The following is a 24098-nucleotide window of genomic DNA, read 5'->3' as shown; positions in this document are numbered from 1 at the left end:
CCGTCGAAAACGGACGAGTTCAGGGCATGCAGTACACCCGCACTCAGGGCTGTATTTGATAGACGACCACTCCCCCGGCGTCGATCAAAGGCGGTGTAAGGAATCACTCCGATGAATTGCTGCCGAGGGCTGTCATGCAACTTAAAGACAAAGTAATCATTATCACTGGCGGTTGCCAAGGGCTAGGTCGTGCCATGGCCGAGTATCTGGCGGCCAAAGGCGCAAAGCTGGCGCTGGTTGACCTGAACCTCGAAAAGCTCGAAGTCGCCGTAGCGGCCTGCCAGGCCCAGGGCGTCGAAGCCCGGGCCTATCTGTGCAACGTGGCGAATGAAGAGCAAGTCACACAAACGGTGGCACAGATTGCCGATGACTTTGGTGCAATCCACGGCCTGATCAATAACGCCGGCATCCTGCGCGATGGCATGTTGCTCAAGGTTAAAGACGGCGAGATCACCAAGATGAGCCTGGCGCAGTGGCAGGCGGTGATTGATGTGAACCTGACCGGTGTGTTCCTGTGCACCCGCGAAGTCGCCGCCAAAATGGTTGAGCTGAACAATCAGGGGGCGATTATTAATATCTCGTCCATCTCGCGGGCCGGCAACGTGGGCCAGACCAACTACTCGGCGGCCAAAGCTGGCGTAGCCGCTGCGACCGTGACCTGGGCCAAAGAGCTGGCGCGCTATGGCATTCGGGTCGCGGGCATTGCACCGGGCTTCATCGAAACTGAAATGACCCTGGGCATGAAACCGGAAGCCCTGGAGAAAATGACGTCGTTCATCCCGCTCAAACGCATGGGCAAAGTCGAAGAAATCGCTCATTCAGCGGCTTATATCTTTGAAAACGACTACTACAGCGGCCGAATCCTGGAGCTGGATGGCGGGCTGCGAATTTAACCCGCGATTGCACCCCGCCCGTCCGGGCAGTTGTTTCAGGCAATGCCATTCACGCAGCAAGCATTAGGCGCCGAAGCTGCCCGTACAGGCAGTTTTGGCAGCCGATGCGCCTCACCTGACTGATTACCAGGTCACACCAAAACCTGCGGTGTATCGGGTTTTGTTGAGCGTGTTGTCCGTCCCGCTGCCACTGCCCACCAGGTCTTTCTCAGCCTTAAGGTTGAGGGAGGCCCATTCGGTGACTTTGTAACGCAGGCCGATTTCAGCCTCAAGGCTATAATCCGAGGCGCTGGACAACGGCTTGCCCACTTCGCCATTGGTGAACAGCGACACCGTCTTGCCCAGCAAATAACGGTTGTAGTCCCAACGCATGGCCAAGGAATAGAAGTTGTCTTTCTTGCCGTCTGAATATTCGTAATCCGTGCGGTTCACCAGTGAGCCCAGTGAGAACGCGCCGAGCTCGTCATCCCAGAACTGATAGCCAGGACCCGTACCCACGGTGCGCTGACGGGAGATATCTTCGACCTTGTCACGCTTGTACGTCAGGCGACCTTGCCAATACCACTTTTCATCAATGAAATGGTCAAGGGCGTATTCAGCGCTCCAGTTATCCGTGGTGACCACATCGTTCTGGAACTCGCGGTTATATTCGCCTTCAGCGTGATGACGCCAGGCACCGTGACGGGCAGTGGTTTTAAAGTCGATGTCGTAGTCGTCGGTGTCTTTGTCGGCACGTTTGTAGTCGAGGGCCACATCTATATTGCCCTTCCAGACCAGATCTTCGATCACCGGTTTGGGCTTGATGATCTGCTGAATGCTTGCCAGGTCGACCGTTCTGGGTGCATCACCATTGGTCAGCGTGACCTTGCCGTCCTCGGCTGCTTTTAGCGATTTGGCTTTTTCGCCCGTGTACGCATCCTGTTTGACCAATAACTCCTGATCGCTCTCAAGGGTTTTAACCTCTTTCCAATCAATGGGAATGGCCCCCGCATATTTGGTTTGAATGAGTAACTTGCCGCCATCAAACACTTTGATTTTGCCGCTCAGGCGGTCGCCGTTTTTCAACCAGACCGTATCAGCAAGCAAAGGCGTGGACACATTCAACACAGCGAGGCATAACAGGGTTCTGGACAACATAAGCAGATGCGAAACTCAGGTTTGCGAAAGAATGCCGGCATTATCCAGATGGACACGCCCCAGGCAAAGAAAGACCGGCTGAAAAGGATGTAGTTCCTTCATTAGTCCAATTGACAGAAATGCCTTCAGCTATACACCCCAGCCAAGTCGACAAAGAAACCTGACGTGAATTGCGACCCATCTCCCACTCAAACGCCGGCCGATATTCGGCGCGAAGCCCTCTACTCAACGCTGATGCAGGTGCCCGCTGGCTCTGTGGTGACGTACGGTCAGCTCGCCGGGCTGGCGGGCCTGGGCCGGGCAGCGCGGTGGGTCGGGCGCACACTCAGCCAGCTACCGGAAGGCTCGCGCTTGCCGTGGCACCGTGTCGTGGCCGCGGGCGGGCGTATCAGTTTGCCAGCAGGTTCGCCGTCAGGGGATGAGCAGCGCGCGCGGCTTCGCGATGAAGGGCTGAGCATTGTGAATAATCGCGTGGATATACAACGCCATGGCTGGCGCCCGATAGAGCACTGCGGTTAGAGTGCGCCCTTTGTTTCCGTAACCTGAGGCAGACTCCAGCCCATGCCCCGTAAAACCTGGCGCGCCGCGCTCGCTGCCTATGCCAGCCCCTCGACTCTTGTGCTGTTGTTGCTCGGTTTTGCCGCCGGCTTGCCGTACATGCTGGTGTTCTCAACGCTTTCCGTCTGGTTGCGCGAAGCCGGTGTGGCCCGCGAAACCATTGGTTATGCCAGCCTGATCGGCCTGGCATACGCTTTTAAGTGGGTGTGGTCACCCCTGCTCGACCAATGGCGCCTGCCCTTGCTGGGCAGGCTCGGCCGCCGCCGTTCGTGGCTGGTTCTGTCGCAGTCGCTGGTCATTCTGGGCCTGGTCGGCATGGGCTTCTGTGACCCGCAAAAACATCTGTCCTGGCTGATTGCCATTGCCGTAGTCGTGTCTTTTGCTTCGGCTACCCAAGACATTGCCGTCGACGCGTACCGCCTGGAGATTGCAGAAGACAGCCGTCAGGCCGCACTCGCCGCCAGCTACATGTCGGGCTATCGGGTAGCCGCCTTGCTGGCCACGGCCGGCGCCCTGTTTTTCGCGGAAGGATTCGGCTCCACCGGGTTTAACTACAAACACTCCGCCTGGACCGGCACCTACGTGCTGTTCGGGGTGCTGATGGTCCCGGCCCTGCTGACCACCTTTTTCATGCGCGAACCGCCCGTGCCCCTGCGCACGCAGTTGTCCGCCGGGCGATACGGCTTCGGCCATCAACTGGCATCGGTATTCGTACTGATTGTGCTGCTGGTCTCGTTCCCCGCGATGTTTACCCAGCTCTACAACACCGATTTCGCAAGTGTGCTCTTTGGTGACCAGACACCTCTTGATTTACTGCTGGAAGACCGAGCTTTTCTGCGTGCGATTCTTTACACCCTGCTGACCGCGATGTGCCTGTCTTCAATCGGACGACGCGGGTTGGCGCCCGTGCTTACCCCTGTAAACGACTTTATCGTGCGTTATCGGTGGCAAGCATTGTTGCTGCTCGGCCTGATCGCCACCTACCGCATGTCTGACACGGTCATGGGCGTCATGGCCAACGTGTTCTATATCGACCAGGGCTTTACCAAGGATCAGATTGCCGGGGTCAGCAAGATTTTTGGCCTGATCATGACCCTCGTGGGCGCAGGCATGGGCGGCCTGCTGATCGTGCGCTTCGGCATCTTGCCGATCCTGCTCATTGGCGGCGCGGCGTCGGCCGGGACGAACCTGCTGTTCATGCTGCTGGCCGACATGGGCCCGAACTTGCAGATGCTGATTGTCACGATTTCACTCGACAACTTCAGCTCCGGCCTCGCCACGTCGGCGTTCGTGGCCTACCTGTCGAGCCTGACCAACCTCAAGTTTTCCGCCACTCAATACGCGCTGCTCAGTTCCATCATGCTGCTGCTGCCGCGTCTGATGGGGGGTTACTCCGGGGTTCTGGTCGAGAAGTTCGGCTACCACAACTTCTTCATCATTACGGCGGTGATGGGCATCCCCACGCTGCTGCTGATCAGCCTGCACTGGTATCAAGAGAGCCGCCGCGCACGGCAAAAACCGCCTGTCGACCTCCAAAAAGCCCCGTAAACACTCGGGGGAGCCAGCCTCCCCCGCCCGGCCTGTACGCAAGCACATCTCGCCCGTACAATGCCCAGTCATTTCTAGTCATCAGCAACGGCACCGGCTAACCATGCGCACCAGTCAATATTTGCTCGCCACACAAAAAGAAACGCCATCGGACGCGGTCGTTATCAGCCATCAGCTGATGCTGCGCGCAGGCATGATTCGCAAACTTGCTTCCGGCCTGTACACCTGGCTGCCGATGGGCCTGCGCATCATGCGCAAGGCCGAAGCCATTGTTCGTGAAGAAATGAACGCTGCAGGCGCTCTGGAAGTGCTGATGCCGAGCATCCAGCCGGCCGAACTGTGGCAAGAATCCGGGCGCTGGGAAGAATACGGCCCCGAGCTGCTGCGCCTTAAAGACCGTCATGGCCGTGAGTTCTGCGTGGGCCCGACCCATGAAGAAGTGATCACCGACCTGTGCCGCAACGAGTTGAACAGCTACAAGCAGCTGCCTATCAACCTGTATCAGATCCAGACCAAGTTTCGTGACGAAATCCGTCCCCGTTTCGGCTTGATGCGCGGCCGTGAATTCATCATGAAGGACGCGTACTCCTTCCACGCAGACGACGCCTCGCTGCAGGTTACTTACGACCGCATGCATCAGGCGTACTGCAACGTGTTTACTCGTCTGGGCCTCAAATTCCGTCCGGTTGAAGCCGATAACGGCTCCATTGGCGGCGCCGGCTCCCACGAGTTCCACGTACTGGCTGAATCGGGCGAAGACGACATCGTGTTCAGCAACGGCTCTGACTACGCGGCCAACATTGAAAAAGCCGAAGCCATACCAACTGAAACCGTGCGCCCGGCTGCCACTGAAACGCTGCGCCTGGTGGACACCCCGGACGCCAAAACCATTCAGCAATTGGTCGAAGGCCATGGCCTGGCGATTGAGAAAACCGTCAAGACCCTGATCGTCCACGCTGCCGAAGAAGGCAAGCTGATTGCGCTGGTCATCCGTGGCGACCACGAACTCAACGAAATCAAAGCGTCCAACCACCCGCTGGTGGCCAGCCCGCTGGTCATGGCGGGCGATGCCGAACTGCGCGAGGCCATCGGTGCCGGTGCAGGCTCGCTGGGCCCGTTGAACCTGCCATTGCCTTGCATCATCGATCGCTCGGTCGAAATGATGAGCGACTTCGCCGTAGGCGCGAACATCGACGACAAGCATTACTTCGGCCTGAACTGGGAGCGTGATCTGCCAGTACCGACGGTTGCCGACCTGCGTAACGTCGTGGCGGGCGACCCTAGCCCGGACGGCAAAGGCACGCTGGAAATCAAGCGCGGCATCGAAGTGGGGCACATTTTCCAGCTGGGCACCAAGTACAGCGAAGCCATGAAGTGTCAGGTGCTGGGCGAGAACGGCAAGCCGGTCACGCTGAGCATGGGCTGCTACGGCATTGGCGTGTCGCGCGTGGTTGCCGCTGCCATCGAGCAGAATAACGACGAGCGCGGCATTATCTGGAGCGATGCGTTGGCGCCGTTCCAGGTGGCGCTGGTGCCGCTGCGTTACGAAACCGAAGCGGTGCGCGAAGCCACTGACACCCTGTATGCCCAACTGACAGCGGCAGGTTTTGAAGTGCTGCTGGATGATCGCGACAAGAAAACCAGCCCCGGCATCAAGTTTGCCGACATGGAACTGATCGGCATCCCGCACCGCATCGTAGTCAGCGACCGTGGCCTGGCCGAAGGCAACCTGGAGTACAAGAGTCGCACCGAAGCAGAGCCGCAAGCCCTGCCCGTGGCTGACGTCCTGGCCTTCCTTCAGGCACGCATCCGTCGCTGAACCCGAATATAGAGACGCCATGTTCAATCGAAGTACCTTAACCCTCGGGGGCGCCGCCATGTGCGGCGCCCTGCTGTTGAACGGCTGTGCCAACCACATGTCGCAACGCAGCGAGCACGAGGAGCGCATCGAGCGCAAACTGCTGTCCCACAGCCTGCTCATCGATGTGGGTTCGCCGGCTGTTCTGGAGTTGCCGCAACGTCGTGTGCGCATCAACGAGCAAAAGACCTTCGAAGTCACCGAGTTCGATGTCACCCGCCGTTACGACCGCTACACCCCTTACCAGCCCTGGAGAGAAATCTACGAGGTGCCGTTGGGGGCCGTGGCAGTGGTTGCGGGGGTCGGTGCCAATGTGCTGAACATCTTCATGTTCGGGCAATTGCCGGACAGCGTCACCAGAGACTGGCTCAGCTATGGCGTTGACGGGCTGAATCCGGCCATGAACGTGCAATCCAATGGACGGGCCCAACAGAGCTTGGCCGGGATCGAAGACGTCCAGCGCGATTCTCGTCTGGAGTATTCCAGCCTGCCGTGGGCTGAACGTCCCGTAGCGGTGACAGCGGGGAAACAGACCCACGAACTGACCACTGACCGCAATGGCGTGTTACGCCTCAACCTGCTGGACGGCCCTTTTGCCGAACAGGATCTCAACCACGTCGGCAAATTGACGATCACGGTAGAGGACGCACAGGACGAGACGCACTCCGACTCAACCCTCTCAATCAGCAGCCACTTGCGCGGCAAACTGCTGGAAGCGCACAACCTGATCTTCGACGACCTTGAGGGTGACGATGTCAACCAATGGGTGCATCGGGTCAAACGCTTGTCTGAGTTAGGCCTTGAAGAAGAAGCCAGCGAACTGGAACAGAGCCTGATCGAACTCACACGCAACGATCCTGAGTTGCAGCGTGAATTCCTTCAGTCTCTGACCAAAAATGCCGGTCGGCTGGTCGCAGACCCCGGCGTAAGTTGAGGGGCGCGCTACGAGCGCCCGTCAAATAACTCCAACTGCTCAAACCCGGTACTCAAATCCTGCAAGCGCACGCCAAGCCCGAGCAATCGAACGGGTTTGGCGCCGCGCGCAAAGGCCTGGCTCAACAGGCCCTGATAACTCTCCAGATCCCTTCCGGCCCCCGACTGCTCAAGCGTGGTCTGGGTGAAATCGTGAAATTTCACTTTGACGAACGGCTTGCCCGGACGGTAACTCGCGTCCAGCCGCCCGATACGCCCATTCAAGGTGTCGAGCAGTTCCGGGAGTTTTTCCAGGCAGGTCGCCAGATCCGGCAAGTCGACGTCGTAGGTGTTTTCAACACTGACTGACTGACGGCGACTGTCGCTGTGCACCAGGCGCTCATCAATGCCTCGCGCCAGCCCCCACAACCGCTCACCAAAGCTGCCGAATTCACGCACCAGCGCCAGCTTGCTCCAGTCACGCAATTGCAGGCAGGTCTCGATCCCCAGCCGCGCCAACTTGTCGGCGGTCACCTTGCCAACGCCATGCAGCTTGTTGACCGGTAGCGCAGAGACAAAATCGTCCACTTGATCTGGGGTAATCACAAATAACCCGTTGGGCTTGCGCCAGTCACTGGCGATTTTTGCCAGAAACTTGTTAGGCGCCACCCCGGCCGAGACCGTGATGTGCAACTGATTGGAAACCCTGCGCCGGATATCCTGAGCAATGCGCGTGGCACTGCCGGCGAAGTGCGGACTGTCCGACACATCCAGATAAGCCTCATCCAGCGATAACGGCTCAATCAACTCGGTGTAATCGCGCAGGATGCCGTGAATCTCGCGGGATGCTTCTTTATAAGCGTCCATCCGCCCATGCACGATCACCAGATCAGGACACAGCTTCAGCGCATGCCGCGAGGACATGGCCGATCGCACCCCATAAGCCCGCGCTTCATAGTTGCACGTTGAGATCACGCCCCGCCGATCTGCTGAGCCTCCGACCGCCATAGGCTTGTTTGCCAGGCTCGGATCATCACGCATCTCAATGGCGGCGTAGAAACAGTCACAGTCGACATGAATGATTTTTCGCTGCGTCATGTGGGGCGGCGTTCTTTCTAAGGTTCAAAGCGGGTCGCCAGTATGTCATCCGCAACTGTATATAGCACCAGTAGTCTTCAGCCTCCCCGACCAGCGTGGTTCTACAGCGGCACATATTTATTTCCCCTATCGAACTCGCCACTTTAATAGAGCAAATCCCCATATCACGTGGCCTGCAGGCCCTCATATAACTTCAATCACGGCCTAACCAATTGAACCAGAACACTTTTTTCTAAATTAACGTTTGACACATGTGCGTATCGCTGTAGAATCCGCCCCACAGACGCGGGATGGAGCAGTCTGGTAGCTCGTCGGGCTCATAACCCGAAGGTCGTCGGTTCAAATCCGGCTCCCGCAACCAAACATCGAAGAAGGCCACTTGAAAAAGTGGCCTTTTTTTGTGCGCGTCAGTTTCTGCGTACCCTGCGGCGCCCGGCATCACTCATTTCGTTCCCGCGTTTGATTCACGCAGACAACCGGCAGCATTTCATCTAATTGCCTGCATTTATGCATTAAAGGTTGACTCCTCAGCTCATCACTGTAGAGTGCGCCCCACAGACGCGGGATGGAGCAGTCTGGTAGCTCGTCGGGCTCATAACCCGAAGGTCGTCGGTTCAAATCCGGCTCCCGCAACCAAACATCGAAGAAGGCCACTTGAAAGAGTGGCCTTTTTTGTGCGCGTCTACTTTTACCCTTACCGTCACGCAAACCCGTCTAATTCGACCGCAGAGTCAATTAGACGTTGACACATTTGAGTTCCTCTGTAGAATGCGCCCACACAGACGCGGGATGGAGCAGTCTGGTAGCTCGTCGGGCTCATAACCCGAAGGTCGTCGGTTCAAATCCGGCTCCCGCAACCAAACATCGAAGAAGGCCACTTGAAAGAGTGGCCTTTTTTGTGTGCGCTCAAAAAGTGAGCGCCAGGCGTTTATTGACAATAAACGACATATTTCTGAAAGTTCGCCCGCCTATGCTCAATCCCCACGACGCCCCTCTTTTCAACCTCGCAACCTGAACCTCAGGCAAACGGCTGAAAGTATTTCAAAATATTTTAACCAAAAGGATTGGTAACTTGAGTCGATGCATCCATCCTATCGCGCACGATCCACGAGGTGATTGATGCCCGATAATTCGCCACTCCCAAAAGACTCCGTTACTGCAGCCCAGCCCATTGCCGCGGCGCGTTTGCACTGGCTGGATTTGCTGAGCAAATACCGTCAGCCCATTGGACTTGCCCTCACCCTGCTGTTGTTCGCAATCGCCCTGATCGCGTGTCGACACTTGCTCAGTGAGCTGGACCTGAGCGCATTGCACGACTCGATTCTGGAAGTGCCCAAACCCGCACTTTTTGGCGCCGTGGCTGCCACAGCAGTCGGCTTTGTCATTTTGCTGGGGTACGAGTGGTCAGCCAGCCGTTACGCAGGTGTCAAACTGCCGCCCCAGACCCTGGCGCTTGGCGGGTTTACTGCCTTTGCGATTGGCAATGCCATTGGGCTGTCGCTGCTCTCCGGCGGATCGGTTCGCTACCGTTTGTATGCGCGTGAAGGCGTAGGCGCCTCGGAAGTCGCACACATGACGCTGTTCGCCAGCTTGTCACTGGGATGCGCTCTACCGCCGCTGGCAGCCCTCGCGACACTAAGCAACCTGCCCGCCGCCTCTGCCGCCCTGCACCTTCCAACTTATGCACTGGGGGCGATTGCCATCGCAGTACTGGCATTGTTCGGCCTGCTGGCGCTGGGCATTTACCGCCGACGCCTGCCCGAACAACCGATCCCCGACAACCTGCTGGTTAAAGCCGGCCGACGCACCCTACGCCTGCCTAGCCTGCGTCTGACATGGCTGCAACTGCTGATTACCGCGCTGGACGTGGCTGCCGCTGCCACCGTGCTCTATCTGTTACTGCCAGAAGCACCGCCTTTCGGTGCCTTCCTGCTGGTCTATCTGCTGGCCTTGGCCGCAGGCGTGCTCAGCCATGTCCCCGGCGGGGTCGGGGTGTTCGAAGCGATTTTGCTGGCCGCGTTTGCCGACACGCTCGGCGCCGCCCCACTGGCCGCGGCGTTGCTGCTGTATCGCATGATCTACGTGATATTGCCGCTGCTCATTGCCTGCCTGATGCTGCTAATCAATGAAGCGCAACGCTTGATCCAGACCCGCCAAAGCCTGCGCGTAGCCTCTGGGCTTGCGGCACCGATTCTGGCGATTCTGGTGTTCATGTCCGGCGTCGTGTTGTTGTTCTCCGGCGCCACGCCTGAAATCGACACGCGCCTGGAGCACATCGGCTTTCTCATCCCTCATCGCCTGATCGACGCGTCGCACTTTGGCGCCAGCCTGATTGGCGTGCTGTGTCTGTTGCTGGCTCAAGGCTTGCGCCGACGTTTATCGGCCGCCTGGATGCTCACCACCGTTTTGCTGCTGGTCGGCGCCGTGCTGTCGCTGCTCAAAGGCTTCGACTGGGAAGAAGCCTGCATCCTGACCCTCACAGCCAGTTTGCTGGCCCTGTTTCGCCGCTCGTTCTACCGCCCGAGCCGTTTGACCGAACTGCCGTTCTCGCCGCTTTATCTGGTTGCCAGCCTGTGTGTATTGGCGGCCTCGATCTGGCTGCTGCTGTTCGCCTACCAAGATGTGCCTTATAGCCATCAGTTGTGGTGGCAGTTCACCCTGGACGCAGACGCACCTCGCGGTTTGCGCTCGCTGCTGGGCGCTGCAGTGGTGCTGGTGGTGGTGTCGCTGACCTGGTTGTTGCGCACGGCCCGCCCGGTGATCCATCTGCCCGATGCCAGCGAGCTGGAACGCGCAGAGAAAATCCTCCTCGCTTCCGATCAACCTGACGGCGGTCTGGCCCTGACCGGCGATAAAGCGTTGCTGTTCCACCCGGACGCCAACGCCTTTCTGATGTATGACCGTCGCGGTCGCAGCCTTGTTGCGCTGTATGACCCCATCGGCCCCAATCAGCAACGCGCCGAACTGATCTGGCAATTTCGCGACCTGTGCGACACCTTCCACGCCCGCCCGGTGTTTTATCAGGTGCGCGCTGAAAACCTGCCGTTCTACATGGACATCGGTCTGACCGCGATCAAACTTGGCGAAGAAGCCCGCGTCGACCTGCACCGCTTTGATCTCGACGCCAAAGGCAAAGAGATGAAAGACCTGCGCTACACCTGGAACCGCGGCACCCGTGACGGGCTGTCACTGGAGATCCACGAGCCGGGCGAGGCACCGATGGATGAACTGAAGGTGATTTCCGATGCGTGGCTGACTGGCAAAAACGTGCGTGAAAAAGGCTTCTCCCTCGGGCGATTCAGCGAAGCGTACATTCGGCATTTTCGGGTGGCGATCATTCGTTTCGAAGGCAAGCCGGTGGCCTTTGCCAACCTGCTGGAGACCCACAGCCATGAGCTGTCGAGCCTGGACCTGATGCGCGCACACCCGGACGCGCCGAAACTGACCATGGAATTCATGATGGTCGGCCTGATTCAACACTATAAAAAGCACGGCTATGCCCGCTTCAGCCTGGGCATGGTGCCGTTGTCGGGCCTGCAACCCCGGCGCGGCGCGCCGTTGACCCAGCGCCTGGGCTCAATGCTGTTCCAGCGCGGCGAGCACCTGTACAACTTTCAGGGATTGCGCCGCTTTAAAGACAAATTCCAGCCCGACTGGGAACCTCGATACATGGCCGTGCCTGCCGGGCTTGATCCGCTGGTCGCACTGGCTGATACCGCCGCCCTGATCGCGGGCGGCTTGACTGGATTGGTGAAACGTTAATGAAACATCGTTCCTGGCGGTTGTTGCTGGTAACTCTGGTGGTCGTTGTAGCGCTGGCCGCAGGCGGGTATACAGGGTGGAACCGCCCCGCGCCTGAACCCACAATCGAACATGTCACTCAAGCCGACGGCTCCACACTGACAAACGTCATGCCGGGCGAAAAGGCCCGCGCACAGGTCGTCATCGCCACGCCCGCTGACCAAGCGCTGAATGACAAGCAACTGCTGGCATTGAGCCGTGGCGGGGCCGCGCAGCTGGTTCAAGTGATCGTGCCCAAGGCTGACTGCACGCTGCAACAGCAAGCCCTGCAAAGCGCCCTGAGCCAGCTCAAAGGGCCTGCCACGCTGGTCAGCGGCATTGGCCCCGGTGCCAGCCTGGCATGGCGCTGGCTCGCCGGGCAAACCAGCGACAACGCCCGGGCAGTGTCGGTGGGTTTCGCACTGGAACAGCCGGGGTGCGCCCTGCCGCTGCCCGCGTCCGCAGCCCACGGCAACTGGCTGGTGGCCTGGAACGACAACCCCGACGATCCAAGCGCTGCTTTCGTGCGCGATCAACCGAACGCACAGACCAGCATCAGCGATTACGACATCCACTTTGCGCAAGTGCTGAGCAACGAGCTGCGCAAGCTACTGGTGGGCACGGAAAACGGCGGGTTGAACATGCCCGTGGTTGAAGTGCCCGCGGGCCAGCAAAACGACACCGTGACCCTGTTCCTGTCCGGTGACGGTGGCTGGCGTGACCTGGACCGCGACGTGGCGGGCGAAATGGCCAAGATCGGCTTTCCGGTGGTAGGCATCGACATGCTGCGCTACTACTGGCAGCACAAAACCCCGGAACAGAGCGCCACCGACCTGACTGAACTGATGCAGCACTATCGCCAGAAATGGGGCACCCAGCGCTTTGTCCTGGTGGGCTATTCGTTCGGCGCTGACGTACTGCCCGCCACGTATAACCGTTTACCGGAAGCCGAACAGAACCGGGTTGACTCCATCCTCCTACTGGCTTTTGCGCGCAGCGGCAGTTTCGAGATCCACGTCGATGGCTGGCTCGGCAAAGCGGGCGCCGAAGCCGACACCGGCCCGGAAATGGCCAAACTGCCCGCCGCCAAGGTGGTGTGCATTTATGGCGAAGAGGAAGTCGACGAAAGCGGCTGTACGGCCAAGACCGCTGTAGGCAAAGGCTTGAAGCTGCCCGGCGGTCATCACTTCGATGAAAACTACCCGGCCCTGGCCCAGCGCCTGGTCGACCTGATCAAGACGCATCAGGCCGCCGCTCAGTAACGCTCATAACGCTGACAGCCGCACACAATAAAGCCCGACCTCTTGCGAGGCCGGGCTTTTTTTCAGGCTAGATTTCGACCTGTGTGCCCAGCTCGATCACCCGATTGACCGGCAATTTGAAGAACCGCAGATTGCCGTTGGCGTTTTTCAACATGAACGCAAACAACCCCTCGCGCCAGCGCGCCATGCCCACCAGTTTGGAGGGAATCACGGTCTCGCGACTGAGGAAGTACGTGGTGCGCATCGGACTGAAATCCAGTTCGTCCAGATGACACAGCTTCAATGCTTGCGGCACATCGGGCTCGTCCATGAAGCCAAAGTGCAGGATCACCCGGAAAAACCCGTCGCCATACGCGTCCACTTCAAAACGCCGTTCGGCTGGCACCCGCGGCGAGTCTTCGTTGACCACCGTCAACAGCACCACTTGCTCATGCAATACCTGGTTATGCAGCAGGTTATGCAGCAACGCGTGGGGCACGGCATCCGGCCTTGCGGTCAGGAACACGGCCGTGCCTTGCACGCGATGCGGGGGCTGCACGCGGATGCTGCTGATGAACAGCGGCAGCGGCAATGCGTTTTCGTCCAGACGGTCCACCAGCAATTGCTTGCCCCGTCGCCAGGTGGTCATCAGCACGAACAGAACAATGCCGGCCAGCACCGGGAAGGCCCCGCCCTGCACGATTTTCGGCACGTTGGCAGCAAAGAACAGCCCGTCCACTAGCAAAAAACCCACCAAAATCGGCACCGTGAGGATCGGCCGCCATTTCCACAGCAACAGCATCACAGCCGACACCAGAATGCTGGTGATCAGCATGGTGCCGGTCACCGCCACGCCATAGGCCGAAGCCAGTGCGCCCGAGGACTCAAAGCCCAGCACCAGCAGAATCACACCGACCATCAGCGACCAGTTCACGGCACCGATGTAAATCTGGCCCTGCTCGTCACTCGAGGTGTGCTGGATATGCATGCGCGGGATGTACCCCAACTGAATGGCTTGACGGGTCAGGGAGAACGCCCCTGAAATCACCGCCTGCGACGCGATCACCGTGGCCAGCGTCGACAGCACCACCAAAGGAATCAACGCCCAACTCGGGGCCAGCAGATAAAACGGGTTGCGCGCAGCTTCGGGGTTTTCCAGCAACAGCGCACCCTGACCGAAGTAGTTCAGCGCCAGCGCTGGCAGCACCAGAATGAACCAGGCACGGGCAATCGGTTTGCGGCCGAAGTGCCCCATGTCGGCATACAGCGCTTCGGCACCGGTCAAGGCCAGCACCACCGCACCCAGAATGGCCACCCCCATGCCCGGGTGGGACACAAAGAAACGCACGCCCCATATTGGGTTCAGCGCATGGAGCACTTCAGGGTGTTGCGCGATCCCGTGGATACCCAAGCCGCCCAGCACCACAAACCACACCACCATCACCGGGCCAAACAGCTTGCCAATACTGGCGGTGCCATGACGCTGAATCAAAAACAGCAACACCAGCACAATCAAGGCCAGCGGCACCACCCAGTGCTCCAGCCCGTCGAAGGCCAGTTCAAGCCCCTCGACTGCCGATAACACAGAAATGGCCGGGGTGATCATGCTGTCGCCGTAAAACAACGACGCGCCGATCAGCCCAAGGATGACCAGCATCGTGCGCAGTTTGGGATAGGGAGACGCGGCACGACGTGCCAGTGCGGTCAGGGCCATGATGCCGCCCTCGCCCTGGTTGTCGGCACGCAAGATAAACAGCACGTACTTGATTGACACCACCCAGATCAGTGACCAGAGGATCAGCGCCAAAATGCCGAATACGCCGTCGTGGTTGACTTGAACCCCGTAAGCACCGGAAAACACCTCTTTGAGGGTATATAACGGGCTGGTCCCGATGTCGCCGTAGACCACCCCGACTGCTGCAACCAGCATCCCAATCGGCCTGGCTGTGGAATGCCCGCTTTCTGCCGCCTGACTACTTGCCTGCCCCATCAACCACTCCTACAACTCTGGTCTACGTTACTTAATGGCGAGCGCTACGCTTGATCGGCAGCATGCGCTGATTGTCTGACTGTTATCTACGAAAAATCGCAGGTTAAAAACCCTACTTTCGCAACGGCGCGCAGCATAGCGCAGCACTCGTCGTAAATCCCCGTATAACGCTGGTCAAGTGCGTTGACCATAGCTAAAATTGCGCACTTTTTTTCACTAGAGGCGCATCAAGCGTCCGTTCGTCGTGCAGCCTTTACGGGCATGTAACGTCACTACATACCGAGGTTCGCCATGTCCACCGTTACCACGCCAGCCAACCCCAAGGTTGGCTTCGTCTCTCTGGGTTGCCCGAAAGCGCTGGTCGACTCCGAGCGCATCCTGACGCAGCTGCGTATGGAAGGCTACGATGTCGTTTCCACCTACCAGGACGCCGACGTCGTGGTGGTCAACACCTGTGGCTTCATCGACAGCGCCAAGGCGGAGTCGCTGGAAGTCATCGGCGAAGCCATCAAGGAAAACGGCAAGGTCATCGTGACCGGCTGCATGGGCGTCGAAGAAGGCAACATCCGCAACGTGCACCCAAGCGTGCTGGCGGTGACTGGCCCTCAGCAGTACGAGCAAGTGGTCAACGCCGTGCACCAAGTCGTACCGCCACGTCAGGATCACAACCCGCTGATCGATCTGGTGCCACCCCAAGGCATCAAGCTGACCCCGCGTCATTATGCGTACCTGAAGATTTCCGAAGGCTGCAACCACAGCTGCAGCTTCTGCATCATTCCGTCGATGCGCGGCAAACTGGTCAGCCGTCCGGTAGGCGATGTGCTGGACGAAGCTCAACGCCTGGTCAAGTCCGGGGTTAAAGAGTTGCTGGTCATCTCCCAGGACACCAGCGCATACGGCGTGGACGTGAAATACCGCACCGGATTCTGGAATGGCGCCCCCGTCAAAACCCGCATGACCGAGCTGTGTGAAGCCTTGAGCACGCTGGGTGTCTGGGTGCGCTTGCACTACGTTTACCCGTACCCACACGTGGACGAGCTGATTCCTTTAATGGCAGCAGGCAAAATCCTGCCGTATCTGGACATTCCGTTCCAGCACGCCAGCCCTAAAGTGCTCAAGTCAATGAAGCGCCCGGCGTTCGAAGACAAGACCCTGGCCCGCATTAAGAACTGGCGCGAAATCTGCCCGGACCTGATCATCCGCTCAACCTTCATTGTCGGCTTCCCCGGCGAAACCGAAGAAGACTTCCAGTACCTGCTGAACTGGCTGACTGAAGCGCAACTGGACCGCGTAGGCTGCTTCCAGTACTCGCCGGTAGAAGGCGCACCGGCCAATGATCTGGACCTGGACGTCGTGCCAGACGAGATCAAGCAGGATCGTTGGGAACGCTTCATGGCGCATCAGCAAGCCATCAGCGCCGCACGCTTGCAGATGAAAATCGGCAAGGAGATCGAAGTCCTGATCGACGAGGTGGACGAGCAAGGCGCAGTGGGCCGCTGCTTCTTCGACGCACCGGAAATCGACGGCAATGTGTTTATTGCCACCGAAAAAGACATCAAGCCGGGTGACAAGATCATGTGCCGTGTCACCGATGCGGACGAATATGACTTGTGGGCTGAAGCGCTGTAACACGCAATCAGCTCTCAAAAAGCCCTGCCGCGCTCGCGTCAGGGCTTTTTTTACGACTATTGTTAAGCCATGCCCTTAATCACGGATGAGGAGACCTGCTCAGAATGAAGCCGACTTGGGTCGTTCAAACACCGAGCCTCAAAGATTTCAATGAACTCGCCAATGTGTGGGAAGCATCGGTTCGCGCCACCCACGATTTTTTGCCCCGCAGCTACATTCAGGCGCTTAGAGAGCTGGTGGAGCATCGCTACCTGGATGCCGTGATGCTGGTGTGCTGCCGCGACCCTGTGAACAAGCGCATTGCGGGGTTTGCCGGGGTGGCGGCGCGCAAGGTCGAAATGCTGTTTATTCACCCCGATTACCGGGGACACGGCGTGGGCAAGAGCTTGCTGATGTTTGCCATCAATGAGCTGAACGCGACTGAACTCGATGTGAATGAGCAGAACCCGCAGGCCATCGGCTTTTACCTCAAACAAGGCTTTGAAGTGATCGGCCGCAGCGAAACAGACGGTCTGGGCGAACCCTATCCGCTGCTGCACCTGCGATATAAGCGCGCAACCCGAAGCCAGGACAAATGTTGCCGGGCTTAACCGGCCCGAGGCGGGTACAATAGCCGCCCAATTACATTACGGCCCTTGTCATGTCTGAACCGATACGTCTCTCCAAACGCCTCATCGAACTCGTCGGCTGCTCCCGCCGTGAGGCCGAACTGTTCATTGAAGGTGGCTGGGTCACGGTAGATGGCGAAGTCATCGACGAACCGCAGTTCAAGGTCGACAACCAAAAAGTCGAGCTGGACCCGCAAGCCAAGGCCACCGCGCCTGAACCCGTGACCATTCTGCTGAATGCCCCCGCCGGGCTGGACACCGACAGTGCCATGGCACTGATCGGCCCGGACTCCTTGAGCGAAGAGCACCGCTATGGCAAGCGCCCGCTTAAGGGCCACTTCCTGCGCCTGAGCGTGGGCAATGAGCTGCAAGCCAACGCCAGCGGTCTTTTGGTGTTTACCCAGGACTGGAAAATCGTCCGCAAGCTGACGGCCGACGCGAGCAAGATCGAGCAGGAATACGTGGTCGAAGTCTCCGGTGAGATGGCGCCTCATGGCTTGAATCGCCTCAACCATGGCATGACCTACAAGGGTCGCGAACTGCCTGCGGTCAAAGCCAGCTGGCAAAGTGAAAACCGCCTGCGCTTTGCGATGAAAAACCCGCAGCCGGGTGTCATCGCCCTGTTTTGCCAGGCCGTGGGCCTGACCGTGATTTCAATGCGCCGCATCCGTATTGGCGGCGTGTCGATGGGCAAGCTGCCCGTCGGGCAATGGCGCTACATGACAGCCAAAGAAAAGTTTTAACGACAGCTCAACCCCGCACATTTCGACACCGCAGCACGCCTGCGGTGCTCACTGCTGACTATCAGGATTGCTCACATGATTCATAACGACGTACTGCGCAGCGTGCGCTACATGCTCGACATCAGCGACAACAAAGTGGTCGACATCATCAAGCTGGGTGGGCTGGACGTCACCAAAGAAGACGTGCTGACTTACCTGAAAAAAGACGAAGAAGAAGGGTTTGTGCGTTGCCCGGACAACGTGATGGCGCACTTCCTCGACGGGCTGGTGTTCTTCAAGCGCGGTAAGGATGAAAGCCGCCCACCCGTACCGGTGGAACTGCCCGTGACCAACAACACCATTCTGAAAAAGCTGCGCGTGGCCTTCGAACTCAAAGAAGACGACATGCATGCCATTTTGAAGTCGGCAGGGTTCCCGGTGTCCAAGCCAGAACTGAGCGCACTGTTCCGCAAGTTTGGCCACACCAATTACCGCACCTGCGGCGATCAGTTGTTGCGCAACTTCCTCAAGGGTCTGACCCTGCGTGTTCGCGGCTAAACCCTGAGGCACTGAAACAGCCCATGTCCTCGTTGCCCAAGGCTTCAACTTCATGACCTACAACGTGTCTGCGATAGGTTTTGTGCGCTCCTGCTTCAAGGAGAAGTTCGCCATCCCGCGCCAGCCCCAACTGGCGCCCGCGGCCCGTGGCGTCGTGGAGCTGATCGCCCCGTTCAATCAGGGCGATGCCGTGCAAGGCCTGGAACAGGTCAGCCACGTCTGGTTACTGTTTGTGTTCCATCAGGCCCTGGAGGACAAGCCGCGGCTCAAGGTGCGCCCGCCACGCCTGGGAGGCAACACCTCCATGGGGGTATTCGCGACCCGCGCCACCCATCGCCCGAACGGCATAGGCCAGTCCGTGGTCAAGCTGGACAAGGTCGAGGCTGATCGGCTGCATGTCTCGGGCATCGACCTGCTCGACGGCACACCGATTCTCGATATCAAACCCTACGTCCCTTACGCCGACATCATCGCCGGCGCGAGTAACAGCATGGCCAGTGCAGCGCCGATGCTGATTCCTGTGAGCTGGACGGACACGGCGTTGCAGCAGGCACAGAGCCACGGGCTGCGTCTTCAGGAACCGCTGGTGGAACTGATTGAACAGTGCCTGGCCCAAGACCCGCGTCCGGCCTACCAGACGCCAACAGCGCAACGTGAGTACGGCGCACAGTTTTGGGACCTGGATGTGCGCTGGCACTATCCGGAACCGGACATGATCCGCGTACTTGAGGTCATTGCCGCGCGTTAAGTACCCGACAGCAAAAAGCCCGCGCAGTCCTTGGACCCCGCGGGCTTTTTGTTGAACGACGCGGTTACTTCTCGACGAAGGCGCGCTCGATCAGGTAGTCACCCGGCTCGCGCATGCGCGGCGAAACGGTCAGGCCGAAGCTGTTGAGCACTTCACTGGTTTCGTCCAGCATGCTTGGGCTGCCGCACAGCATGGCGCGGTCGTCCTGTGGGTTGATCGGCGGCAGGCCGATATCGCTGAACAACTTGCCACTGCGCATCAGGTCGGTCAGACGCCCCTGATTTTCAAACGGCTCGCGGGTAACCGTCGGGTAGTAGATCAACTTCTCGCGTACCGCATCACCGAAAAACTCGTTCTGTGGCAGGTGCTCGGTGATGAATTCGCGGTAAGCGACTTCGTTCACATAGCGCACGCCGTGGCACAGAATGACCTTGTCGAAACGCTCGTAGGTTTCCGGGTCTTGAATCACGCTCATGAACGGCGCGAGGCCTGTGCCGGTGCTCAGCAGGTACAGGTGCTTGCCCGGCTTCAAGTCGTCCAGCACCAGCGTACCCGTAGGTTTTTTGCTGATGATGATCTCATCGCCTTCCTTCAAGTGCTGCAACTGGGACGTCAGCGGGCCATCCGGCACCTTGATGCTGAAGAACTCCAGATGCTCTTCCCAGTTGGGGCTGGCGATCGAATAGGCGCGCATAAGCGGACGGCCGTTGGGTTGCATCAGGCCGATCATCACGAACTGACCGTTCTCAAAGCGCAGGCCCGGGTCGCGGGTGCACTTGAAGCTGAACAGGGTGTCGTTCCAGTGGTGAACACTGAGGACACGTTCGTGGTTCATGTTGCTCATCTACGGGGCTCCTAATTTCGCCTGCGCTGACTATGGGCGCGATTGCATAGCATTCTAATGGCGAGGACAATATCTGTTAACTGAATTATCAAGATAAGGGTTATCGGTTATATCGATATGCGATTTACTCTCAGACAACTCCAAGTGTTCGTCACCGTCGCCCAACAAGAGAGCGTGTCACGCGCTGCTGGCTTGTTGGCCCTTTCCCAGTCCGCCGCCAGTACTTCGATTACCGAACTGGAACGCCAGACCAGTTGCCAACTGTTTGACCGTGCCGGCAAGCGCCTTAGCCTCAATGCCTTGGGACGCCAATTGCTGCCACAGGCGGTCGCGCTTTTGGACCAGGCCAAAGAAATTGAAGACTTGCTCAATGGCAAATCCGGTTTTGGCTCACTCACCGTGGGTGCAACCCTGACCATCGGTAACTACCTGGCCACGCTGCTGATTGGCAGCTTCATGCAAGCTCACCCCGAGAGCCAAGTGAAACTGATCGTTCAAAACACAGCGCATATCGTGCAGCAAGTGACCCACTATGAAATTGATCTGGGTCTAATTGAGGGCGACTGTAGCCATCCGGACATCGAAGTGCAGAGCTGGGTGGAGGATGAGCTGGTGGTGTTTTGCGCACCGCAGCACCCGCTGGCTGCGCGAGGTCACGCCACTCTGCAAGAGCTGACCCGCGAAGCCTGGATCCTGCGCGAGCAAGGATCCGGCACACGCCTCACCTTCGATCAGGCCATGCGCCATCATCAAAGCGCGCTCAACATCCGCCTTGAACTGGAGCACACCGAAGCGATCAAGCGCGCCGTCGAATCAGGGCTGGGCATTGGCTGCATCTCACGCCTGGCGCTGCGCGACGCCTTTCGACGCGGCAGTCTGGTTGCGGTTGAAACCCCCGAGCTGGACCTTGCGCGGCAGTTTTATTTCATCTGGCATAAAAAGAAGTACCAGACCTCCGCCATGCGCGAGTTTTTGGACCTGTGCCGCGCCTTCACCGCCGGGGTACACCGCAGCGACGACATCGTACTGCCCAATATCGCTTAAAGCAGGATCACCGCCCACACCACTGCAATCAGGGTCAGCACCACAAACTGCGCGGCGCTGCCCATGTCTTTGGCGTTTTTCGACAACGGGTGCAGGTCCAGGGAGATACGGTCGATCGCGGCTTCGATGGCCGAGTTAATCAACTCGACAATCAGGGCCAACAGGCACACCGCGATGAGTAACGCACGCTCTACCCGACTGACACTCAGGAAAAACGTCAACGGGATCAGCACCACGTTGAGTAACACCAACTGACGAAACGCCGCTTCGCCGGTGAAGGCCGCACGCAGGCCATCCAGCGAATAGCCGCCAGCGTTCAAAATCCTTTTAAAACCGGTTTTCCCTTTAAAAGGCGACATATAAGTAACTGCGTAAGAAATGAGAAATGGACGCTAGATCACGCTTCGTCAAAAAAGCGTGAAGATCGACCGATTAATGGCTCGAAATTGACTCCAGTTGTTGCAAAAGCAGCGCAGCCTGTGTGCGCGTACGCACGCCCAACTTGCGGAAAATCGCCGTCACGTGGGCCTTGATGGTCGCTTCCGACACGCTCAGCTCATAGGCGATCTGCTTGTTCAACAGCCCTTCACAGACCATTGTCAGCACCCGAAACTGCTGCGGCGTCAAACTGGCCAGACCTTCGCTGGCCGCTTTGGCTTCAGCAGACACTTGAACCTGTTCGAACGCCTGTGGCGGCCACGACACATCGCCATCGAGCACGGCGCGCACGGCCGCTTGAATCTGCTCCAAAGAGCTGGATTTTGGAATAAACCCGCTGGCGCCGAACTCTCGGGACCGCACCATCACCGAAGCCTCTTCCTGGGCAGAGACCATGACCACCGGAATTTGCGGATATTGCCCGCGTAACAGTACCAACCCGGAAAACCCGTAGGCGCCCGGCATGTTCAAATCGAGCAGCACCAGATCCCAATCCGCCTTGAAGGCCAGCTGTTTTTCCAGCTCGGCAATACTGGCGACCTCTACCAGACGAACATCTGGTCCCAGCCCCAATGTCACCGCCTGATGCAAGGCGCTGCGGAACAGAGGATGGTCGTCGGCAATCAGGATTTCGTATGTGGCCATTTTTTAAATGATCCCGTTTCAGGCGAGTACTGACGCATTGCAGTACCCGCTAAGGCAACTTGAGCAACAGTGTCGACACCGTGCGTCAAAGGGCGCGTTTTACGCTAAACGTCGCGAAAAATAGGGGTTTGAACAGCAGCAGCGCCCGAATCGGCGCCAAGCATGCCCAGCGAATGCAAGAGGGTCAAGGATAAAACAGACGTCGCCTTTGAGCCCTGTCTGACATCCAGCACACCTGCAAGGCCGCGACTCTTTGACACACCCTGTCATTGCTGAAAATTGTAGCGCTACTTCTTTAGTCTATTGAGAGCGATTCTGGCGAAGGTCTTTTACAGAAAACGTCCAGCTCACGGTGCGCTGCGCTGCTTTCGTTGATCGGCAACTGATTGCGGGCATCGAGGTAGTGCTGGCTGAACACATCGAAGTAGGCGTCCAGCGCAGTGGACGCCTGGGTATCGCCGGCCAGATCCAGGCACAGGCTCGCGACTTCTGCGGTGCATAAATGCTCGCTGCGGGTAGAGCGGCGAAGTCGATAGCGCGACAAACGCTCGGGCAACAGGCTCAGAATTGGCAACCGATCAAAGTAGGGGCTTTTGCGAAAGATCTTGCGCGCCTCCGTCCAGGTCGCGTCCAGCAGGATAAACAGCGGACGCTTGGCACTGTCGAGTTCAACGCTATGGGTCACACGCTCAGGCTCGACATATTCACCCGGAAACACCAGATACGGTTGCCATTGCGGGTCGGACAGTAACGCCAGCAAGCCCGGATCGGTTTCGGTACGCGACCAAATGAAGGCGTAGTTGTCACTCACCACATCCGCAATCAACCACCCGGTATTACTTGGCTTGAACACTTCCTTTTTGGTCATGATCAGGCACACGCCCGCCCGCGTGCTGACCTGCGGTCGCCAGCGACACAAGCAATGACTCGCGATCACCCGGCAGGTGTGGCAACGGGGCGCGCGTGAGCCGCGGGACAGGTAGGGTTTAGTGCTTTCCTCTTCTCGCTCGTCTCGTAAACGGGCGACTGCATTCGGGGAAAAAGTCATCAGGGTCATGTTTTTTACTTAAGGGGCAGATCGCCCGCTCGCCTCGGATGGGCGCAGGAGTCGATTCACTGAATAAAGGCGCGCAGTCTAACAGAGGCCACGCCCTGACGGCGGCGCCCGTGACGTGAGGCATTTCCTGACAGCGCAGGCTGACCTATACTCCCGCGCCACTGAACGCATAGACCTGTGGCGGGTCAAAGCCTGCGTCACTGAATCAGGAGAGTTTCATGCTGCGCTATATCATTCCGACCGTTGCTCTATTGCTCGCACTGCCTTTGGGCGCACAAGCGGCCTCTCTTGCAGAATTCAACCTGAACAAAACCCTGCTCAAAGTTGCTGACAAAAGCAACGAAGGCAAACCACGGGCAATCAACGCCGACTTGCTGGACAAAGGCTTTACTGTTGAAGGCACGGTACTGGTCAATAACCTGGAAGCGAGTCCGAACCTCGCCGCCCAGATGCGCTCCGCTCCAGAAGCGGCCATCCCCCAGCTGGGTCGCAGCGTTTGCAGCAATCCAAACTTCCGTAAGCTGATGGCCAAAGGCGCAACCATGCGCTTTAACATCCGGGAATATAAAACCAACAAGCCTGTGCTGGTTCAGGACATCGGCGCCGACAACTGCCAGCGCAAGAAATAACGGTTTAGCCCTCTATACCTGCACGCCGTACACCGATGCGGCGTGAACAGTCTCTGCACGTTTTACGATTCTTCATGCGCTTCAAGTAATTAGCGGTTGCCAGCCTTGGCGGTGCAAGACCATCATCAGGCCATCACTTTTGACACGGTGTGTCTGCGCTG

General features: G+C 58.4%; 21 protein-coding genes and 3 tRNA genes. 17 read left to right on the top strand and 7 right to left on the bottom strand.

All coding sequences use genetic code 11. The features are described from left to right. The first annotated feature begins 134 nt into the window (after positions 1–134). Positions 135–893: an SDR family oxidoreductase gene (locus TU74_RS01545; RefSeq protein WP_048374694.1), complete on the top strand. Its 759-nt coding sequence runs from the start codon at positions 135–137 to the stop codon at positions 891–893. Positions 894–1016: 123 nt separating this feature from the next. On the opposite strand, the gene TU74_RS01540 is transcribed toward TU74_RS01545, so the two are convergent. After that, positions 1017–2030, bottom strand: a complete 1014-nt coding sequence (locus TU74_RS01540) for a DUF481 domain-containing protein (protein ID WP_048374692.1) — start codon at positions 2028–2030, stop codon at positions 1017–1019. A gap of 165 nt (positions 2031–2195) precedes the next feature. Between TU74_RS01540 and TU74_RS01535 the strand changes: the two genes are divergently transcribed. From TU74_RS01535 to TU74_RS01520, 4 genes are all read left to right on the top strand, one after another. Further along, on the top strand, positions 2196–2549 hold the full coding sequence (locus TU74_RS01535) for an MGMT family protein (RefSeq protein ID WP_047274171.1): 354 nt from the start codon (positions 2196–2198) through the stop codon (positions 2547–2549). A gap of 42 nt (positions 2550–2591) precedes the next feature. Then, positions 2592–4136 (top strand): AmpG family muropeptide MFS transporter, encoded by a 1545-nt coding sequence (locus TU74_RS01530; protein WP_047274169.1) that lies wholly within the window; start codon positions 2592–2594, stop codon positions 4134–4136. 103 nt (positions 4137–4239) lie between these two features. Continuing rightward, the gene (locus tag TU74_RS01525) at positions 4240–5955 is read left to right on the top strand and encodes a proline--tRNA ligase (RefSeq protein ID WP_048374689.1); all 1716 of its coding nucleotides are present in this window, start codon (positions 4240–4242) and stop codon (positions 5953–5955) included. Positions 5956–5974: 19 nt separating this feature from the next. Continuing rightward, positions 5975–6928 carry a hypothetical protein gene (locus TU74_RS01520; protein WP_047274165.1) on the top strand — a complete coding sequence of 318 codons (954 nt, stop codon included), beginning with the start codon at positions 5975–5977 and terminating at the stop codon, positions 6926–6928. An 8-nt stretch (positions 6929–6936) separates the two neighbouring features. Here TU74_RS01520 and dinB read toward each other — a convergent pair whose 3' ends face one another. Next, a complete protein-coding gene (dinB, locus tag TU74_RS01515) occupies positions 6937–8004 on the bottom strand; it encodes a DNA polymerase IV (protein WP_047274163.1) in 1068 nt (355 codons plus the stop codon). Between the two features lie 284 nt (positions 8005–8288). Between dinB and TU74_RS01510 the strand changes: the two genes are divergently transcribed. From TU74_RS01510 to TU74_RS01490, 5 genes are all read left to right on the top strand, one after another. Next, positions 8289–8365, top strand: a tRNA-Met gene (locus TU74_RS01510). 198 nt (positions 8366–8563) lie between these two features. Beyond that, positions 8564–8640: transfer RNA gene (locus TU74_RS01505), tRNA-Met, on the top strand. A gap of 147 nt (positions 8641–8787) precedes the next feature. Next, positions 8788–8864 (top strand) — tRNA-Met (locus TU74_RS01500). 259 nt (positions 8865–9123) lie between these two features. Beyond that, a complete protein-coding gene (mprF, locus tag TU74_RS01495) occupies positions 9124–11766 on the top strand; it encodes a bifunctional lysylphosphatidylglycerol flippase/synthetase MprF (protein WP_048374687.1) in 2643 nt (880 codons plus the stop codon). Beyond that, positions 11766–13046 (top strand): virulence factor family protein, encoded by a 1281-nt coding sequence (locus TU74_RS01490; protein ID WP_047292563.1) that lies wholly within the window; start codon positions 11766–11768, stop codon positions 13044–13046. Before mprF ends, TU74_RS01490 begins: the two co-directional genes overlap by 1 nt. Positions 13047–13113: 67 nt before the next feature. Here the strand turns inward: TU74_RS01490 and TU74_RS01485 are convergent, their stop codons facing one another. Beyond that, on the bottom strand, positions 13114–15015 hold the full coding sequence (locus TU74_RS01485) for a potassium transporter Kup (protein WP_047274160.1): 1902 nt from the start codon (positions 15013–15015) through the stop codon (positions 13114–13116). 291 nt (positions 15016–15306) lie between these two features. Between TU74_RS01485 and rimO the strand changes: the two genes are divergently transcribed. From rimO to tsaA, 5 genes are all read left to right on the top strand, one after another. Beyond that, positions 15307–16644, top strand: coding sequence for a 30S ribosomal protein S12 methylthiotransferase RimO (gene rimO / locus TU74_RS01480; RefSeq protein WP_047274158.1), 1338 nt, complete (start codon positions 15307–15309; stop codon positions 16642–16644). A 104-nt stretch (positions 16645–16748) separates the two neighbouring features. Continuing rightward, a complete protein-coding gene (locus TU74_RS01475) occupies positions 16749–17234 on the top strand; it encodes a GNAT family N-acetyltransferase (RefSeq protein WP_048374685.1) in 486 nt (161 codons plus the stop codon). A gap of 50 nt (positions 17235–17284) precedes the next feature. After that, on the top strand, positions 17285–17995 hold the full coding sequence (locus TU74_RS01470; RefSeq protein WP_047274154.1) for an rRNA pseudouridine synthase: 711 nt from the start codon (positions 17285–17287) through the stop codon (positions 17993–17995). Positions 17996–18070: 75 nt separating this feature from the next. Next, positions 18071–18532 (top strand): YehS family protein, encoded by a 462-nt coding sequence (locus tag TU74_RS01465; RefSeq protein WP_047274152.1) that lies wholly within the window; start codon positions 18071–18073, stop codon positions 18530–18532. 52 nt (positions 18533–18584) lie between these two features. Further along, positions 18585–19280, top strand: a complete 696-nt coding sequence (gene tsaA / locus TU74_RS01460) for a tRNA (N6-threonylcarbamoyladenosine(37)-N6)-methyltransferase TrmO (protein ID WP_048374683.1) — start codon at positions 18585–18587, stop codon at positions 19278–19280. 64 nt (positions 19281–19344) lie between these two features. Here the strand turns inward: tsaA and fpr are convergent, their stop codons facing one another. Further along, a complete protein-coding gene (fpr, locus tag TU74_RS01455; RefSeq protein ID WP_047274148.1) occupies positions 19345–20124 on the bottom strand; it encodes a ferredoxin-NADP reductase in 780 nt (259 codons plus the stop codon). A 117-nt stretch (positions 20125–20241) separates the two neighbouring features. On the opposite strand from fpr, the gene TU74_RS01450 reads away from it, so the two are divergent. After that, the gene (locus TU74_RS01450) at positions 20242–21168 is read left to right on the top strand and encodes a LysR family transcriptional regulator (RefSeq protein WP_048374682.1); all 927 of its coding nucleotides are present in this window, start codon (positions 20242–20244) and stop codon (positions 21166–21168) included. On the opposite strand, the gene TU74_RS01445 is transcribed toward TU74_RS01450, so the two are convergent. From TU74_RS01445 to TU74_RS01435, 3 genes are all read right to left on the bottom strand, one after another. Then, positions 21165–21527 (bottom strand): diacylglycerol kinase, encoded by a 363-nt coding sequence (locus TU74_RS01445; RefSeq protein WP_047274143.1) that lies wholly within the window; start codon positions 21525–21527, stop codon positions 21165–21167. The genes TU74_RS01450 and TU74_RS01445 overlap by 4 nt on opposite strands. 73 nt (positions 21528–21600) lie before the next feature. Next, positions 21601–22251: a response regulator transcription factor ErdR gene (gene erdR / locus TU74_RS01440; RefSeq protein WP_048374680.1), complete on the bottom strand. Its 651-nt coding sequence runs from the start codon at positions 22249–22251 to the stop codon at positions 21601–21603. Positions 22252–22546: 295 nt separating this feature from the next. Further along, complete coding sequence (locus TU74_RS01435; RefSeq protein WP_047279228.1) at positions 22547–23299, bottom strand: tRNA-uridine aminocarboxypropyltransferase; 753 nt, start codon at positions 23297–23299, stop codon at positions 22547–22549. Between the two features lie 227 nt (positions 23300–23526). Here TU74_RS01435 and TU74_RS01430 point away from each other — a divergent pair, with 227 nt between their 5' ends. Continuing rightward, positions 23527–23937: a PA3611 family quorum-sensing-regulated virulence factor gene (locus TU74_RS01430; RefSeq protein ID WP_047278646.1), complete on the top strand. Its 411-nt coding sequence runs from the start codon at positions 23527–23529 to the stop codon at positions 23935–23937. The last annotated feature ends 161 nt before the right edge of the window (positions 23938–24098 follow it).

The organism is Pseudomonas lundensis (assembly GCF_001042985.1).
Lineage (GTDB): Bacteria > Pseudomonadota > Gammaproteobacteria > Pseudomonadales > Pseudomonadaceae > Aquipseudomonas > Aquipseudomonas lundensis.
This window is presented reverse-complemented; position numbering and strand designations above follow the sequence as displayed.